The following is a 15,685-nucleotide window of genomic DNA, read 5'->3' on the forward strand; positions in this document are numbered from 1 at the left end:
CCCGCCACTGACAACGGGGCCACGCGGGTCCTATGCCGGGGTTACCAGCAGAGGCCTGGCCCGCTCGCGCAGTTCGGCGACGCGCGGTTCGTCCCCGTACGGTTCCAGCCGGTGCAGGAGGTCCCGTACGTACTCCGTCGTCCGGGCCGACGAGATCCGCCCCGCGACCTCCACCGCCCGGGTCCCCGCCGCGCACGCCGCGTCGAGGTTCCCGGACTCCAGCTCGGCCACCGCGCTCACGACGAGCCGCAGCCCGTGTGATCGTACGTACTCCTCCGTCGGCCGGGACAGTGCCTGTTCCGTGAAACGCCTTACCTGGCGCGGGAGTTTGAGATCGCGGTAGCACTCGGCCGCATCCGCCGCGAAGCGGTCGTACGAGTAGAAGCCCAGCCAGGTCGGATCGGCGTCGCCGTCCCGGGCTCGTTCCAGCCAGCCCTCGGAGGCCCGCAGCGCGGCCCCCGCGGCGGCCGAATCGCCCGCCTTCGCGTGCGCCCGGGCCTCGACGAGGCGGAAGAAGCTCATCGTCCGCGCGGTGGCCAGGCCCCGGTTGCGCTCGACGGCGGCCTGCGCGAGGTCCACGCCCTCGTCCGGGAAGTCCCGGTAGGTGGCCTGCAGGGACATCGACGCCAGCACGTACCCGCCGAGCGGTACGTCGGCGGCGGCGCGGGCCAGCCGCAGCGCCTGGATGTAGTAGCGCTGGGCCGCTTCCTGCTGCCCGGTGTCGAAGGCCATCCAGCCGGCCAGCCGGGTCAGTTCGGCGGTGGCGCCGAAGAGCGCGCGGCCCACCTCGTCGGTGTAGGAGCCGAGCAGCAGCGGCGCCGCGTCCACCCGCAGGCATTCGGGGACCATCGAGGAACGCCAGTCGCCGCCCCCGTACTTGGAGTCCCAGCGGCGGGCGTCTTCGGCGGCCTCGCGCAGTTTGGTCACATCGCTGTGGCCCACGCGCTGCGGGCTCCCGGCGTCGGGTGCGGCCGGAGCGGGCGGCGGTGGCGTTTCGCGCGGAGGCTGGGCGGGCACACCCCCGACGTGGGCGCCGGGCGGCGCCGGAAGGCCTTCCGGCGGGGCCGCGCCCGGTACCGCTTCGCGTGCCACCGGCTCGCGTGCCACCGAGCTGTCTGCGGGAGATATCAGCCACCGCGAGGCCGGCGTCGCGTACGCCGACACGGAGAAGGAGCCGGCGAGCGACTGCCAGATCCCGCCTCCGCCGCGCCGGCCGGCCAGGTCGAGACGGTAGAGGTCGGTGGCCGAGCGCACGGCCGCGCCGACGTCGCGCGGGAAGGCCAGCCCCACCTCGGGTGCCGGATCCGCGTCCGCGAGGCCGATCTCGTGCAGGGGCACGGGCCGGCCGAGCTTCGCGCCGATGGCGGCCGCGATCAGGTGCGGGGCGGCGCCCTGCGGCACCATCCCCTTCGACACCCACCGGGCCACCGAGGTCTTGTCGTAGCGGAGGGTCAGACCGCGCTGAGCGCCGAGGTCGTTGACCCTCCGGGCCAGCCCGGCGTTGCTGATGCCCGCGAGGGCGAGGACGGCGCCGAGCTTCTCATTGGGCTCGCGGAGCTCCCTGGACATGCGCCACCCCTCGTCACACGCGGAACGCATACAAAGCCAACGCAGCCGGGGCATAGGCGCCCGGCATTTCGTAAACCCAGCGTAGTTCCCCGCCTCCCAAGCGTTAAGGCCCCCTGTTCCGTATGGCGGGATTGTTGTCCGTATGCACAGTCGGGCCGGGGTCCGGGGGCGGGGCGCACGTGTCGGCGCGTGCTCCACCCGTGTGGCCGTGCGCCCGGCCGTGCGCTCTGGCCGCTGCGGGGGCCCGGCGATTCGATGTGCGGTGCGTGGGTCGGCCCGCCGCGTGGACCGGGCGGACCGGGGGATGCCGCTGCCTCAATCCCCGCGGGTGGCGGAACGGTCCGGGGGGTGGATCCCGCCCCCCGGGCCGCGCTCCGCCGCTCCGCGCGAGGCTCCGCGCAGGGCTCTCAGTACGGCCGAAGAATGGCCGAAAGCGACCTATGGGGCGGTCGGAACGGAACGCCAAATACCGCATGGCCGGGGCGTGTTCGTTTATACGTGCGCCCCCCTTACCCACTCCCGCACGCCTGTCTCGTGGCAGCATGGACCCCGAGCCACCCGGGGTCCCTCCGGCCGCGCGCTGAGCGCCGGCCGCGCGGTTCGCACCCCGGTCAGGTGCCCACGGGCTGGGGAGGCGGCGGTGCGCTGGTTGGTGGGTTGGAGCAGTATCGCCGCGAGCTTCGGCACGGCCGGACGGGTCGCGGGGCACGGCGCTGCACACGCCTCCGACCAGGGCGCATACGGCTCGGGATCCGGCTACGGATCGTCCTCGGGCTACGGATCGGCCCCGGGCCACGGGAACGGCTACGGCCCGGGCCCCGACGCATGGGGCGACGGCCCGGTCCGCGGCGGTCTCGCCGACGCCGGCCACCCCGACGAACCGGGCGCCGCCGACGCCGACCGCACCGTCGTCCCCGTCGGAGCCCAGCTCCTCTGGGGCGACCCCGACCCCCTCTGGGCCGTCGGGGACTGGCGCCCGGACGAGATCCGCACCCTCACCGCCGATCCCGCGGACCCCTTCACCCGCCTCGCCGTCCTCGGCTGCTGCGGCGCCACCGACGAGGAACTGCGCCGCGCGCTCTACGCCGCCCGCGGCGGCGCGCTGCGCCACCTCACCCAGTGGCCCGGCAGCTACACCGCCGTCGTGCAGGCCGGCCGCCGCATCACGGTCGTCGGCGACCTGGCCGGCGCCCGACCCGTCTTCTACACGCCCTGGGCGAGCGGGACCGCGTACGCCACCGCCGCCCTCCCGCTCGCCGACCTGATCGAGGCGCAGCTCGACATCGGCCATCTCGCCGCCCTGCTGGCCTGCCCCGACAGCCCGGAGGCGCTGGGCGACGGCACACCGTACGTCGGCGTACGCCGGATCCCGCCCGGGCACGCGCTGATCCTGCGCGAGGGCTCGCGGGAGATCACCGGCTACGAGCCGGTGGCCTCCCTCGCGGTGGCCGCCCCCGCGGCCGATCCCGCGCTCGCGGTGGAGGGCGTACGGGAAGCTTTGGTCGACGCGGTGCGCGCCCGGCTCACGGCTCCGCGGCATGCTCCCGAGACGCTGCCCTACGACCCGGGGCCCGTCCCCGGAATGGGCCCGGCCGACCGCCGGGCCGCACGCGGCGCCCCCGCGCCCGTCCCCGGAGTCGGCGCCGACCTCTCCGGAGGCAGCGCCTCCGCGACCCTCGCCCTGCTGGCCGCCGGCCTCCCCGGGGCACCGGGCGCCCTCCGCGGCCGCACCGGGGAACGCCTCCTCGCCGTCACCTTCAACGACCTGGCCACGCCCCAGGGCCGCGAACCCGAACTGGAACGCGCCCACGCCATCGCCTCCGACCCGCGTCTGCACCACGTGGTCGTGGCCGCCGCCGAGGAAGCCCTCCCGTACGCCGACCTCGACGGGCCGCTGACCGACGAACCGGGCCCCTCCCTCGTCTTCGCCGCCCGCGAGCGGCGCCGCCTCGCGGCCGGCTCGGCGGACCACTTCACCGGCCACGGAGCCCGCCAGGTCCTCGACGCCCACCCCGCCCGGCTCGCCGACCTCCTGCTCGACCGGCGCCGGCGCCACCTGCTGCGCCCCACCCTGGCCCTCGCCCGCTCCTCCCCGTCGGAGGGCGACTCCCTGCTCGTGCCCCTCCTCGTCCCCCTCACCGTGTACGCGGCGGCCCGCCGCCTGGCCCGTACGCCGTACCGCGCCGGCATGGAGGCGGCGGCGGCCCGCCTGCGCGACGGGGTCCCGGCCGCGGGTCCCGGCTCCCCGGTGGACGCCTCCCTCGCGGCCCTGACCTGGTCCCGGCCGGGCCCGGCGGCGGCCTGGCTGACGGGCGAGGCACTGGCCGAGGTATCGATCCGCCTCACCGCCGCCGCTGGCCGGCCTCCCCTCTCGCTGCGCCCCGGGGAGGCCCGGGCCCGCGCCGTCCTGGCCCGGCACGCCGCCGACCACCGGGTCTTCGAGCAGGCCGTGGAGGTCCGCAGCCAGCGCCTGCACGCCCCGTTCCTGGACAACCAGGTCGTACGGGCCGCCCGGGCCCTGCCCGAATCCCTGCGCGTCCAACCCGGCGCCCGGGCGGCGGTCCTGCGCGGGGTCCTGTCCTCGGCCGGCGTCCGGGACCTTCCCCCGGGGTGGGGCGCGACGGCCCACGCCCCGAACGAATCGGCGACCCGCCTGGGACTGCGCGCGGCCCTTCCGCACCTCCTGACCCTCTTCACGTCGCCGCTGCTGGCGGACGCGGGCCTGATCGAAGCCCGGGTCGTCCGTCAGGCCCTGCTGGACGCGGCGGACGGCCGCCCGGTCCCACTCGACGGCATCGCCGAACTCGTCTCGATGGAACTGTGGCTGGGCCGCCTCCTGGCCCGCCGGGGCACCTGCTGGACCGGCACCTCCACCCCGCGCCGCAGGGCCGTCCCCACCGGAGTCCCCCTCCGCCGCCCGGCGCTGTCCTGAGGCCCGAGGTCTGAGGCCCGAGGTCTGAGGCCCGAGGCCTGAGGGTCGAGGCCTGAGGGTCGAGGCCATACGGGCCTTCGCGGCCGCCGCGCTCAGCGGCAGCTGATGACGGAGTCGGCCCAGGTCGCCAGCGTCGGCAGCCGGCCGCCCTCGGCGCGCTCCACGACCAGGCGCAGCGTCTTGTGCCCGGAGAGGGAGACGGACACGCTCGCCGCCGGGTCCTCGTACCCCAGGGCCCGGGACTGCCACAGCCGCTGCCCGTCCGCGTACACGGAGAAGCGGACCCTGCCGTCCGTGAGCAGCGACATGCCGTCCACACCGGCCCGCGCGGAGAAGCTGACGCAGCTCCGGTTGAGGGTGATCTCCACGGAGGAACGGGAATTGACGGTGATCCCGTGCGAGAAGCGCTGTCCGCCGATCATCGGCCCCCAGCGCTGCCACACCCAGCTGCTCCGCCATGTTTCGATCTCGGGGTTGTCGTGGTCCCCGTAGGCGGAATGGCCCAGGGAGGAGAGCCGGAACCCCTGCGGTGCCTGCGGCGGCTTGGGAGGCGTCGGCCTGGGGGGCGGTACCGGACTGGGCGTGGGGCTCGGCTTCGGACTCGGGACCCGGCTCGGACTCGGCGCGGGCGAGGACCGCTCCGGGCTCCGCGAAGGCGCCGGCACGGCCGGTGCGGGGGCCGGCGGCGGCGCGGGCGTCTGCTTCTTCGGGGGCGGTACGGATCCCCGTGCCGCCGGCGGCTGCGCCTGCGACGGGCCGGGCTCCGGCGCGGCGGGTGCCGGACTCCGCGGCACGGGCACGGCCACTCCGGGAGCGGGGTTCGCGCGCACCGTCGGAGCGGAGTCGTCGCCGGCCAGCGCGAACACCACGCCGGCGGCCGCGGCCACCACGACCCCGGCGGCGATGGCCGCCTTGGCCGGCAACCCCAGCCCCTCCGAAGCCACGGCTCCGCCGACCCCGCCGGCCCCGCTTCCACCAGCGGCCCCACCCGCAGCCCCGGCCCCGGCAGCCCCGGCCCCGGCAGCCCCGGCCCCGGCAGCCCCGGCCCCGGCAGCCCCGGCTCCGGCGCCCGCCCCGGCCGTCGACCCGCCCACGGCTGCGGCAGCGGCCCCGGCACCACCCGCGGCGACGGCACCGCCGGCCACCACTCCGGCCGCCTTGGCCGCGTACCCGGCGGCGAACCACCCGATGACGGCGACCGGCAGCAGCGCGGGAATGCCCGCGTTGACGTCCTTGAGCTCGCCCGCGGCGAGCCGGCACCGGGCGCACTCCTCGAGGTGCTTGCGCAGCCCCCGCTCGGCCCGCATCCGCAAGCCCCCGCGGGCATAGGCCCCCAGCCGGTCGGCGTACCGGGCACAGTCCCCGCCGGAACTCAGCGCGGTGCTCACGTGGGCCTGGAGGTAGGCCTGCTTGAGTCCCTCGCGGGCCCGGCTGGCCAGCACCGCGGTGGCGTTCGCGCTCAGCCCGAAGAGCGGGGCGATCGCGCTCGGCGACGCCTCCTCGACGGTGGTGTGCCACAGCACGGCCTGCCACCGCTCGGGCAGGCTCCGGAAGGCCTGCATGGCGAGGGTCTGCTCGGCCTCGTGCATGGCCCGCACATCGGCGCCGAGTTCGAGGGTGTCGTCCCCGCCTCGAACGGCCAGCCCGACCGAGCCGTCGCCGGACCCGGCGGCCTGCTCCGCGAACAGCGCGAAGTCCTCGACCAGATGCTCCCGCTTCGCCGTTTTCGCCCAGGCGGCGGCGACCCGGCGCACGGTGGTCAGCAGGTAGGCGCGCACCGACTGGTCCGGACCCGCCCCGCCCCGTACGGCCTGGAGCGTCCGCGCGAACACCTCGGCGGTCAGATCGTCGGCGGTGTGCCCGTCGCGGCAGCAGGTACGGGCATATCGGCGCACGGCATCGGAGTGGCGCCGGAACAGTTCCTCGTAGGCCCCGTCGTCGCCTCCGCGCATCCGCGCGATCAGGTCCCCGTCGGAGGGCGGAAGTTCACCGCTCGCCCCGGCGGCGTGCCGGCCACCCGGTTCGCGCTGCGCCGGGACCTGTCGTGCGGGCAGGCTGCCCGCCTCGACCTCGCCGCCGGCGCCACCGTGTGGCTCTTCCCGCCCGTCAACGCTCATCGCGGAGACCCTCGCACGACACACTCAACCGGTACACCGATCCAGCGTGTCACACGGCGGCCACGCGCCGAACCCGTCTCCACACCTTCCACTCATCCGGGCAAGCCCTGACGAATCGCCGTACGGATCCTCACCCGTTCGAGCGAGAGCCCCCGGAAAGGAACCGGTTGACGCTCACCAGAGCAGGCCCTCCCACCGGCCGAGCCACCCGGTCCGCGAACCTCACGTCCCGGGCGCCCCGGCCGAACGAACCGAACCGCACCGTCCCCCGGAGTTACGCCGTCCGGGACCGCAGCCCTTCGAGCAGGATGTCGAGCAGTCGGGCGGAAGCCGCCGCCTGCTGCGCCGCGTCGGGCAGCGCGGGCGCGGCCGTCGCTATCACCAGCAGCACATCGGCCACCGTGACATCGGCGCGCAGCGCACCGGCCTCCCGGGCCCGGTCGACGAGGCGGCCGACGACCTCGAGCAGCTCGCCCGCGCCCGCGTCCTCGGAGGGCTCGTCCTCCAGGCCGGTCCGCGCAGCGCCGACGACCCGCAGGTCGGGCGCCCCGCCGACCGCGACGGCCTGACGCTGGTGCGGAACCCGCGCGGCCTCCTCGTCCACCCCGTCGGCCCCGTCCTCGCCGGGTCCGCCGACCCGCAGCACCTGCGGAGGCAGCAGCCGCCCGGCGCCCGAGGCCACGGAGGTGCGCAGGAAGCACGACAGGGCCTGCCAGGGCTCCTCCTCCTGGCCGAGAGCCGTGCGGGCCTGCTCGGTCAGTCGCGAGGTCTCCTCCTCGGCTATCCGCCGGACCAGGACGTCCTTGCTGGGGAACCGTCGGTAGACGGTGCCGACACCGACCCGTGCGCGCCGTGCGACGTCCTCCATCGGAGCCCCGTAGCCGAGCTCGCCGAAGACCTCGCGGGCCGCGCGAAGTACGTGTTCGAGATTGCGCTGTGCGTCGACGCGCAGCGGCGTGGAGCGACCCACGCCGTGTGTGGTGGCGCCGCCGGCCATCAGCCGCCCGTGGCTGTCGGTCGCCGAAGCGGCCGACGACAGAGCGGTGGCAGAAGCATGGAAATCGGAAATGTGCATATGTATCCCCCGGTAATCATTTGTCTCCCCCCGGAGACACTCCCCGCCTTCATGTCGAGGGGGGCCACGGTCATGAGGGCCCTGGTCCTACTCCTCGACGAGTTACGAACATAGTTGAGCCAGAGTCAATTCAGAAGAGGCAGCCCCGGACGGACCACCGCCCGATCGGAGCATTCACCCTCAATTTTCCGTTCGAAGCCCCCGGAATCACTCATTCCGTACCGCCTGACCTGCGCACCTTCCACTCCACCCGCACCCCCTGACAACCTCGCCCCGCCGTCCCCTCCGGTCACACAATTTGTCGGGCCTGTGGACAAACTCCCGGCCACGTTGCGTCATGGGACGGTGAAGGCTGCTAACTCCCGGGGCACGGCCCCCGGTACCCCGCCCCGTACGCGGATCCTCATCGTCGGCGGCGGCTACGTAGGCATGTACACGGCACTCCGACTCCAGCGAAAGCTGAGAGCCGACGAGGCCGAGGTCACGGTGGTCACTCCCGAGCCCTACATGACGTACCAGCCCTTCCTCCCCGAAGCGGCCGCCGGCTCCATTTCCCCGCGCCACGTCGTGGTCCCGCTGCGCCGCGTCCTGCCGAAATGTCGCATCGTCATCGGCGAGGCCCGGCACATCGACCACGCGGCCCGGACCGCGACCGTCACCACCCTCGCCACCGACGAGGAGGGCGAAGGCCCCGTGGAGATCGAGTACGACGAACTGGTCCTCGCCCCCGGCTCCGTCTCCCGCACGCTCCCCATTCCGGGACTCGCCGAGTACGCCATCGGATTCAAGACCGTGGAAGAGGCCATCGGCCTGCGCAACCACGTCATCGAGCAGATGGACATCGCCTCCTCCACCCGCGATCCCGCCCTGCGCGACGCCGCCCTCACCTTCGTCTTCGTCGGCGGCGGCTACGCCGGCGTAGAGGCACTCGGCGAGCTGGAGGACATGGCCCGCTACGCCGCCCGCTACTACCACAACGTCAAGCCCGAGGACATGAAGTGGGTGCTGGTCGAGGCCAGCGACCGGATCCTCCCCGAGGTCGGCCCCGAAATGGGCACGTACACGATCCGCGAACTGCGCCGCCGCGGCATCGACCTGCGCCTGGAGACCCGGCTCGAGTCCTGCGAGAACCGGATCGCCGTCCTCAGCGACGGCGCCCGCTTCCCCACCCGCACCGTCGTATGGACCGCCGGCGTCAAACCGCACCCGATCCTCGCCGCCAGCGACCTGCCCAAGACCGACCGCGGCCGCCTCGCCTGCACCTCCTTCCTCACCGTCGAAGGCGTCGAGCACGCCTGGGCCGCCGGGGACGCCGCATCCGTCCCCGACATCACCGCCCCGGAGAAGGGCGTCGCCTGCGCCCCCAACGCCCAGCACGCCGTCCGCCAGGCCAAGCTCCTCGCCGACAACCTCGTCTCGTCCCTGCGCGGCGGACTCCTCACCGAGTACGCCCACAAGTACGCGGGTTCCGTGGCCTCCCTCGGACTCCACAAGGGCGTCGCCCACATCTACGGCCGCAAGCTCAAGGGCTACCCGGCCTGGCTCATGCACCGCGCCTACCACCTCAGCCGCGTCCCGACCCTGAACCGCAAGACGCGCGTGCTCGCCGAGTGGACGCTCTCCGGCCTCTTCAAACGCGAGATCGTCTCGCTGGGATCCCTCGAACACCCCAGAGCAGAATTCGAACTCGCGGCGGGCGGAGGCCCCAAGGACCCTCCGAAGAAGACCGACCGCTGATGCTGTCAGTCCCGTCGGCCACACTGGACGTGTGACCATAGGTGGGCTCACACCTGCACAGAGTGACATCAGCGTGACATCCGAGTGCCACCCGATTGCCACCGAGTGACACAGCGACCACGAGCGACACCACGAGGCTTGAAAGCAGTGAACTTCACGCGCTGGAGCGCCCGGTTTCCCGGAACGCAGCGCCGCGCCGCGGCCCGGTCCGAACACGCAGCCGCCCAGGCCAAACGGGGCGAGGGCTCGGTCCCGGCCGCCCGCGGCGCGGCCGGCCATTCCACGGCCGGCCCGGACGGCTGCCCCGCGGACCCCACGGTCCGCGGCACCGGTTCCACCCCCGGTACCGGGTCCGCCCCGGCCGCCGCGGACGGTACGGGGACCCCCGCACCCTCCCTCGACGAGCTCTCCGTACGCGACGTCCTCGACCGCCTCCCGGCCCTCGTCGCCCTCGTGCACGGCCCCGAGCACCGCGTCGCCTACGTCAACGACGCCTACACCGCCGGCTTCGGCGCCCGCGCCCCCGGCGCCCCCGCGCACCTGGCCCTCCCCGAGCTCGGCGATCTCGGCCTGCTCCCGCTCCTCGACCAGGTCCAGCGCAGCGGCAAGCCCCGTACCGCCAAGAACCGCACCGCGCCCGGCGGCACCAGCTCGTACACGGTCACCTGCACCCCGATCGAGTTCCCCAAGACCAAGGCCGACGCCGTCGGGTCCACCGCCCACGCGCACGCCAACGCCGGCAGCGGCACGGGCTCGGCCACGGGCTCCGGAACCGGCTCCGGCATCGAGAACGAACCGGAAGCCCACACCGGCACCGGCGTCCTGATCCACCTCGCCGACGTGACCGACCACGCCGAGGCCGTCGAGCGGCTGCGCGCCAGCGAGCGCCGCCAGCGCGAAGCCGCCGTCACCCTCCAGCGCTCCCTCCTCCCCCAGGAGCTCGAACAGCCCGACGACCTGCGCGTCGCCGCCACCTACCAGCCCGGCGGCACCGAGGCCGCCGTCGGCGGGGACTGGTACGACGTCATCACCCTCGGCGCCGGCCGCACGGCCCTCGTCATCGGGGACGTCATGGGCCGGGGCGTCCGCGCCGCCGCCGTCATGGGCCAGCTCCGCACCGCCGTCCGCGCGTACGCCCGCCTGGACCTCCCGCCCCACGAGGTCCTCCAGCTCCTCGACGGCCTGGCGGCCGAGATCGACGCCAGCCAGATCGCCACCTGCGTCTACGCCGTCCACGACCCCAACGAGGGCCTCCTCGCGTACGCCTCCGCCGGCCACCTCCCGATCCTCGTCCGCGACGAGGACGGCACGGTCCGCCGCGCCGCCGACCCCACCGGCCCGCCGCTCGGCACCGGCGGCTGGCTGCACACCTCGGGCACCATCGCGCTGGGCCCCGGCTCCACCGCCGTCCTCTACACCGACGGCCTGGTCGAACGCCGCGGGGAGGACATCGACGAAGGCGTCGCCGCCCTGGAACGCGCCCTCTCCGGCGCCCAGGGCCCCCCCGCCGTCATCTGCGACCGCCTGATGCGCGCCCTCGGGGTCGACGCCGATCACGACGACGACGTGGCCGTGATGGTCCTCCAGCAGCCCGCCCGCACCGGCGCCGACGCCGAGCTCTTCCACAACGCGGCCCTGGAACTCCTCGGCGGCATCGAGGCCGCTCCGCGCGCCCGCGCCTTCGCCCAGGGAGTCCTGGCCTCGTGGCGCTTCCCGGTGGAGCTCTGCGACCTGGGCGTCCTCGCGGCCAGCGAACTCGTCGCGAACTCCCTCCAGCACGGCACCCCGCCCATGCGCCTGCGCCTGCGCCGCACCGACCGCCGGCTGATCATCGAGGTCACCGACGGGGACGACCACCTCCCGCGCCGCCGCCGCGCCGAACCGGCCGACGAGACCGGCCGCGGCATCTCCATCGTGGCCACCATCGCCTCGGCCTGGGGTTCCCGCCGCACCCCGGGCGGCGGCAAGGCCGTCTGGTGCGAGTTCGCCCTCCCCGACAAGGCCCCGTAGCCGAACACGCAGAAGGCCCCGGTCGACCGACCGGGGCCTTCTCTGCACACTTCTTCCTACGCGGCCACGGGCGCGGCTTCCTTCACCCGCTTCACCACGATGGTGCTCCCGGCCAGCGACGGGTTGTCCTGCACCGGCGTCAGCTGCTTGCCGAGCCGCAGCGCCAGCCCGGCGATGCCCAGCGAGACCAGGACGAAGATCCCGATGTAGAGCATCGGCACGCCGGCGGCCAGCGGCACACCGAGCGGCCCGAGCGCCAGAGCCAGCTGCTTGACCAGCGCGAAGGCCGAGTTGTACTGGCCCACGGAGCCCTCGGGCGCCAGGTCGGCCACCAGCGGCGCGAGCGTCGGCGACAGCATGGCCTCCCCGATGCCGAAGAGGGCGTACGTGGTCACGAACGCGGCGGCGGCCACGACCGCGCTGCCGTGCCCCAGCCCCGAGAAGGCGGCGATGATCCACGCCACGGTCCAGAGCAGACCGACGAGCGCGATCACCCGGGACCGGCGGTGGTTCTCCACCAGCCGCAGCACGACGAACTGGGCGAGCACGATCGCACCGGTGTTGGCAGCGAGCGCGAACCCGAGCGTGGAGGGGGAGATCCCGGCGGCCTCGGTACCGAAGGCGGCGAGACCCGACTCGAACTGTCCGTAGCAGGCGAAGAACAGAACAAAGCCGAGGACGCAGAACTGCACCATCGCCTTGTGCTCCATCAGCCGCTTCCAGCCGCCGCCCGCCTGGGCCGCGTCCTTGGCCAGCGCGGTGCTGATGGCCGGCACCTGAGGCATCCGCACGGTGGCGATGACCCCGGCGAGCACCAGGAACATCACGGCCTCGATACCGAAGAGCAGCGTGAAGCTGCCCGGACGGCTCTCGTCGACGATGAGCCCGCCGATCAGACCGCCGATGCCGAGACCCAGGTTCTGCATGAAGAACTGGAGGGCGAAGGCACGGGTCCGGGTGGAGGGGGTGGAGCAGCGCACGATCATCGTGGCCAGCGCGGGCTGCATGACGGCCTGGCCGGCACCCAGCGCGAGCGCGGACAGCAGGATCGCGACCACGCCGGTGGAGAGCCCGAGCGACAGCGCGCCGAACGAGGCGACGACGGCCGCACCGATGACGACGGGGACCGGACCGCGCCGGTCGATCACCCGCCCGGTGAAGGGGAGCGCGAGAAGCGCACCGAGGGCGAACGCCATGAACGTCCCCGTCGCCCACATGGGGTCCAGTTCTCGCACCTTCGCCGCGTAGACGTAGAGGAACGGAACCGTGAAGCCGATACCGAACGCGGTCAACGCGTTCCCGGCCTGGATCCTCCGCATCGCAGCGCCCATCACCTTGGTCACTTCTCACCACCTTGATTGCTGAAGCTTGAAGACTTCATACCTAAAGTTCGATCCTTAACACTACACACCGAAGGAGTTAGATGCCAACGACCCCCGTGCCATACTTCGGACCATGGGTGACACCCCCGACGGCACTGCGCCCGTCCACGAGCCGAGCCTCGACGAACAGATCGCCGTCTATCAGCGCGAGTTCCAGGACCTCGACCCCCAGGTCGAGAAGGTCGTCTCGGCCCTCAGCCGCCTGAACCGCCGCATGAACGTCGCGTACGGCCGCCAGACCGCGGCCCTGGGCATCAGCAACGCGGAGTGGGAGGTCCTCAAGGCCCTCGTGCTCTCCGGAGCCCCGTACCGGATGGGACCGAGCGAGCTCGCGAAGCAGCTGGGCCTCACGCCGGCGGCGATGACCCACCGGATCGACCGCATGACGGCGGAAGGACTGGTCACGCGCGAGCGGGACGAGAACAACCGCGTCCGCGTGATCGTGGAGCTCACCGCTGAAGGCCGCAGCAAGTGGCTGGACGCGATGAGGGCGGCGACGGTCTTCGAGGAGGACTTGCTGCAGGACCTCTCCACGGCGGAGCGGGGCGTACTGGGCGACATGCTCACCCGGCTCCTGACCCGCGTAGAGGACCTCCAGTCCCCGCACTGACCGCCCAGTGACCCGGCCCAGCTGCCCGGGTTGACACGGACTCTGCGGATCCGTAAGGTTCTTCGAGTTGTCCCTGAGCCGAAAGGTTTCTGAGACAACGAATCCCGCCGCCTCGTTGCGGCACCCAACTCAGCAAGATCTCCCACTGGGAACGCATTCGGCATGCCCGAATTCATTCCTGAAGGTCGATTATGAATCGCCCGGGAAATCCACTAGAGTTCGGGAGTCGGAAGGGCCCAACAGCCCGAAAGACAAAACCCGCTGACTGGGAGTCAGGCCCGAAAGAGTCTGATAGAGTCGGAGACACAAGAACGAACGAAGCGCCCGGAGGAAAGCCCGAGAGGGTGAGTACAAAGGAAGCGTCCGTTCCTTGAGAACTCAACAGCGTGCCAAAAATCAACGCCAAAAAGTTGATACCCCGTCCATTTCGGTGGATGAGGTTCCTTTGAAAAAGACCTGTGAGGTCGCAGCTTCGGCTGTGGTGCTTGCAGGCAATTACACAGCGAGGACGCAGTGGACGGTCGGTCTTATTCCGACATGACTGTCCCGCTCTAAGTGTGTGTGCACCCGATTACGGGTAAACATTCATGGAGAGTTTGATCCTGGCTCAGGACGAACGCTGGCGGCGTGCTTAACACATGCAAGTCGAACGATGAAGCCCTTCGGGGTGGATTAGTGGCGAACGGGTGAGTAACACGTGGGCAATCTGCCCTTCACTCTGGGACAAGCCCTGGAAACGGGGTCTAATACCGGATAACACTCCTGCCTGCATGGGCGGGGGTTAAAAGCTCCGGCGGTGAAGGATGAGCCCGCGGCCTATCAGCTTGTTGGTGGGGTAATGGCCCACCAAGGCGACGACGGGTAGCCGGCCTGAGAGGGCGACCGGCCACACTGGGACTGAGACACGGCCCAGACTCCTACGGGAGGCAGCAGTGGGGAATATTGCACAATGGGCGAAAGCCTGATGCAGCGACGCCGCGTGAGGGATGACGGCCTTCGGGTTGTAAACCTCTTTCAGCAGGGAAGAAGCGAAAGTGACGGTACCTGCAGAAGAAGCGCCGGCTAACTACGTGCCAGCAGCCGCGGTAATACGTAGGGCGCAAGCGTTGTCCGGAATTATTGGGCGTAAAGAGCTCGTAGGCGGCTTGTCACGTCGGATGTGAAAGCCCGAGGCTTAACCTCGGGTCTGCATTCGATACGGGCTAGCTAGAGTGTGGTAGGGGAGATCGGAATTCCTGGTGTAGCGGTGAAATGCGCAGATATCAGGAGGAACACCGGTGGCGAAGGCGGATCTCTGGGCCATTACTGACGCTGAGGAGCGAAAGCGTGGGGAGCGAACAGGATTAGATACCCTGGTAGTCCACGCCGTAAACGTTGGGAACTAGGTGTTGGCGACATTCCACGTCGTCGGTGCCGCAGCTAACGCATTAAGTTCCCCGCCTGGGGAGTACGGCCGCAAGGCTAAAACTCAAAGGAATTGACGGGGGCCCGCACAAGCAGCGGAGCATGTGGCTTAATTCGACGCAACGCGAAGAACCTTACCAAGGCTTGACATATACCGGAAAGCATTAGAGATAGTGCCCCCCTTGTGGTCGGTATACAGGTGGTGCATGGCTGTCGTCAGCTCGTGTCGTGAGATGTTGGGTTAAGTCCCGCAACGAGCGCAACCCTTGTCCTGTGTTGCCAGCATGCCCTTCGGGGTGATGGGGACTCACAGGAGACCGCCGGGGTCAACTCGGAGGAAGGTGGGGACGACGTCAAGTCATCATGCCCCTTATGTCTTGGGCTGCACACGTGCTACAATGGCCGGTACAATGAGCTGCGATACCGTGAGGTGGAGCGAATCTCAAAAAGCCGGTCTCAGTTCGGATTGGGGTCTGCAACTCGACCCCATGAAGTCGGAGTTGCTAGTAATCGCAGATCAGCATTGCTGCGGTGAATACGTTCCCGGGCCTTGTACACACCGCCCGTCACGTCACGAAAGTCGGTAACACCCGAAGCCGGTGGCCCAACCCGTAAGGGAGGGAGCTGTCGAAGGTGGGACTGGCGATTGGGACGAAGTCGTAACAAGGTAGCCGTACCGGAAGGTGCGGCTGGATCACCTCCTTTCTAAGGAGCACAGTACCGATTGCAGACAAACGTTCTGCACGGTCAGCTCAGGGTGGAACGTTGATTAGTTGGCACCAGATGATCTGATGATTCTCGAGTACTGCTTCGGCGTGGAAAGAGGATTCGGAAGAGGTCTGGTGCTTG

At 71.4% G+C, this 15,685-nt stretch carries 8 protein-coding genes and 1 rRNA gene; 5 read left to right on the top strand and 4 right to left on the bottom strand.

The window, feature by feature from the left end:
• Positions 1-30 precede the first annotated feature (30 nt).
• Complete coding sequence (locus ACE1OC_RS21675; protein WP_407838376.1) at positions 31-1,569, bottom strand: sporulation protein; 1,539 nt, start codon at positions 1,567-1,569, stop codon at positions 31-33.
• 640 nt (positions 1,570-2,209) lie between these two features.
• Here ACE1OC_RS21675 and ACE1OC_RS21680 point away from each other — a divergent pair.
• Positions 2,210-4,501, top strand: coding sequence for an asparagine synthase-related protein (locus tag ACE1OC_RS21680; RefSeq protein ID WP_407838377.1), 2,292 nt, complete (start codon positions 2,210-2,212; stop codon positions 4,499-4,501).
• Between the two features lie 92 nt (positions 4,502-4,593).
• Here ACE1OC_RS21680 and ACE1OC_RS21685 read toward each other — a convergent pair whose 3' ends face one another.
• Both ACE1OC_RS21685 and ACE1OC_RS21690 read right to left on the bottom strand, forming a co-directional pair.
• Positions 4,594-6,618: a sigma-70 family RNA polymerase sigma factor gene (locus ACE1OC_RS21685; RefSeq protein WP_407838378.1), complete on the bottom strand. Its 2,025-nt coding sequence runs from the start codon at positions 6,616-6,618 to the stop codon at positions 4,594-4,596.
• A 274-nt stretch (positions 6,619-6,892) separates the two neighbouring features.
• Complete coding sequence (locus ACE1OC_RS21690; RefSeq protein WP_375952955.1) at positions 6,893-7,693, bottom strand: TetR/AcrR family transcriptional regulator; 801 nt, start codon at positions 7,691-7,693, stop codon at positions 6,893-6,895.
• Between the two features lie 345 nt (positions 7,694-8,038).
• On the opposite strand from ACE1OC_RS21690, the gene ACE1OC_RS21695 reads away from it, so the two are divergent.
• Both ACE1OC_RS21695 and ACE1OC_RS21700 read left to right on the top strand, forming a co-directional pair.
• Complete coding sequence (locus tag ACE1OC_RS21695) at positions 8,039-9,430, top strand: NAD(P)/FAD-dependent oxidoreductase (protein ID WP_407838379.1); 1,392 nt, start codon at positions 8,039-8,041, stop codon at positions 9,428-9,430.
• Between the two features lie 147 nt (positions 9,431-9,577).
• Entirely contained in the window at positions 9,578-11,440 is a 1,863-nt protein-coding gene (locus ACE1OC_RS21700) for an ATP-binding SpoIIE family protein phosphatase (protein ID WP_407841636.1), read from the top strand.
• A gap of 56 nt (positions 11,441-11,496) precedes the next feature.
• Here ACE1OC_RS21700 and ACE1OC_RS21705 read toward each other — a convergent pair whose 3' ends face one another.
• On the bottom strand, positions 11,497-12,771 hold the full coding sequence (locus tag ACE1OC_RS21705) for an MFS transporter (protein WP_407841637.1): 1,275 nt from the start codon (positions 12,769-12,771) through the stop codon (positions 11,497-11,499).
• Positions 12,772-12,895: 124 nt separating this feature from the next.
• Between ACE1OC_RS21705 and ACE1OC_RS21710 the strand changes: the two genes are divergently transcribed.
• Positions 12,896-13,432, top strand: coding sequence for a MarR family winged helix-turn-helix transcriptional regulator (locus ACE1OC_RS21710; protein WP_407838380.1), 537 nt, complete (start codon positions 12,896-12,898; stop codon positions 13,430-13,432).
• Positions 13,433-14,016: 584 nt separating this feature from the next.
• Positions 14,017-15,541: ribosomal RNA gene (locus ACE1OC_RS21715) — 16S ribosomal RNA — on the top strand.
• Positions 15,542-15,685 lie beyond the last annotated feature (144 nt).

Source organism: Streptomyces stoeckheimensis (assembly GCF_045822005.1).
Classification (GTDB): domain Bacteria; phylum Actinomycetota; class Actinomycetes; order Streptomycetales; family Streptomycetaceae; genus Streptomyces; species Streptomyces stoeckheimensis.

Coding starts and splice junctions, on each gene's coding strand:
- ACE1OC_RS21685 (WP_407838378.1), bottom strand. CDS start 6,618: ATGAGCGTTGACGGGCGGGAAGAGCCACACGGTGGCGCCGGCGGCGAG.
- ACE1OC_RS21705 (WP_407841637.1), bottom strand. CDS start 12,771: ATGGGCGCTGCGATGCGGAGGATCCAGGCCGGGAACGCGTTGACCGCG.
- ACE1OC_RS21675 (WP_407838376.1), bottom strand. CDS start 1,569: ATGTCCAGGGAGCTCCGCGAGCCCAATGAGAAGCTCGGCGCCGTCCTC.
- ACE1OC_RS21710 (WP_407838380.1), top strand. CDS start 12,896: ATGGGTGACACCCCCGACGGCACTGCGCCCGTCCACGAGCCGAGCCTC.
- ACE1OC_RS21690 (WP_375952955.1), bottom strand. CDS start 7,693: ATGCACATTTCCGATTTCCATGCTTCTGCCACCGCTCTGTCGTCGGCC.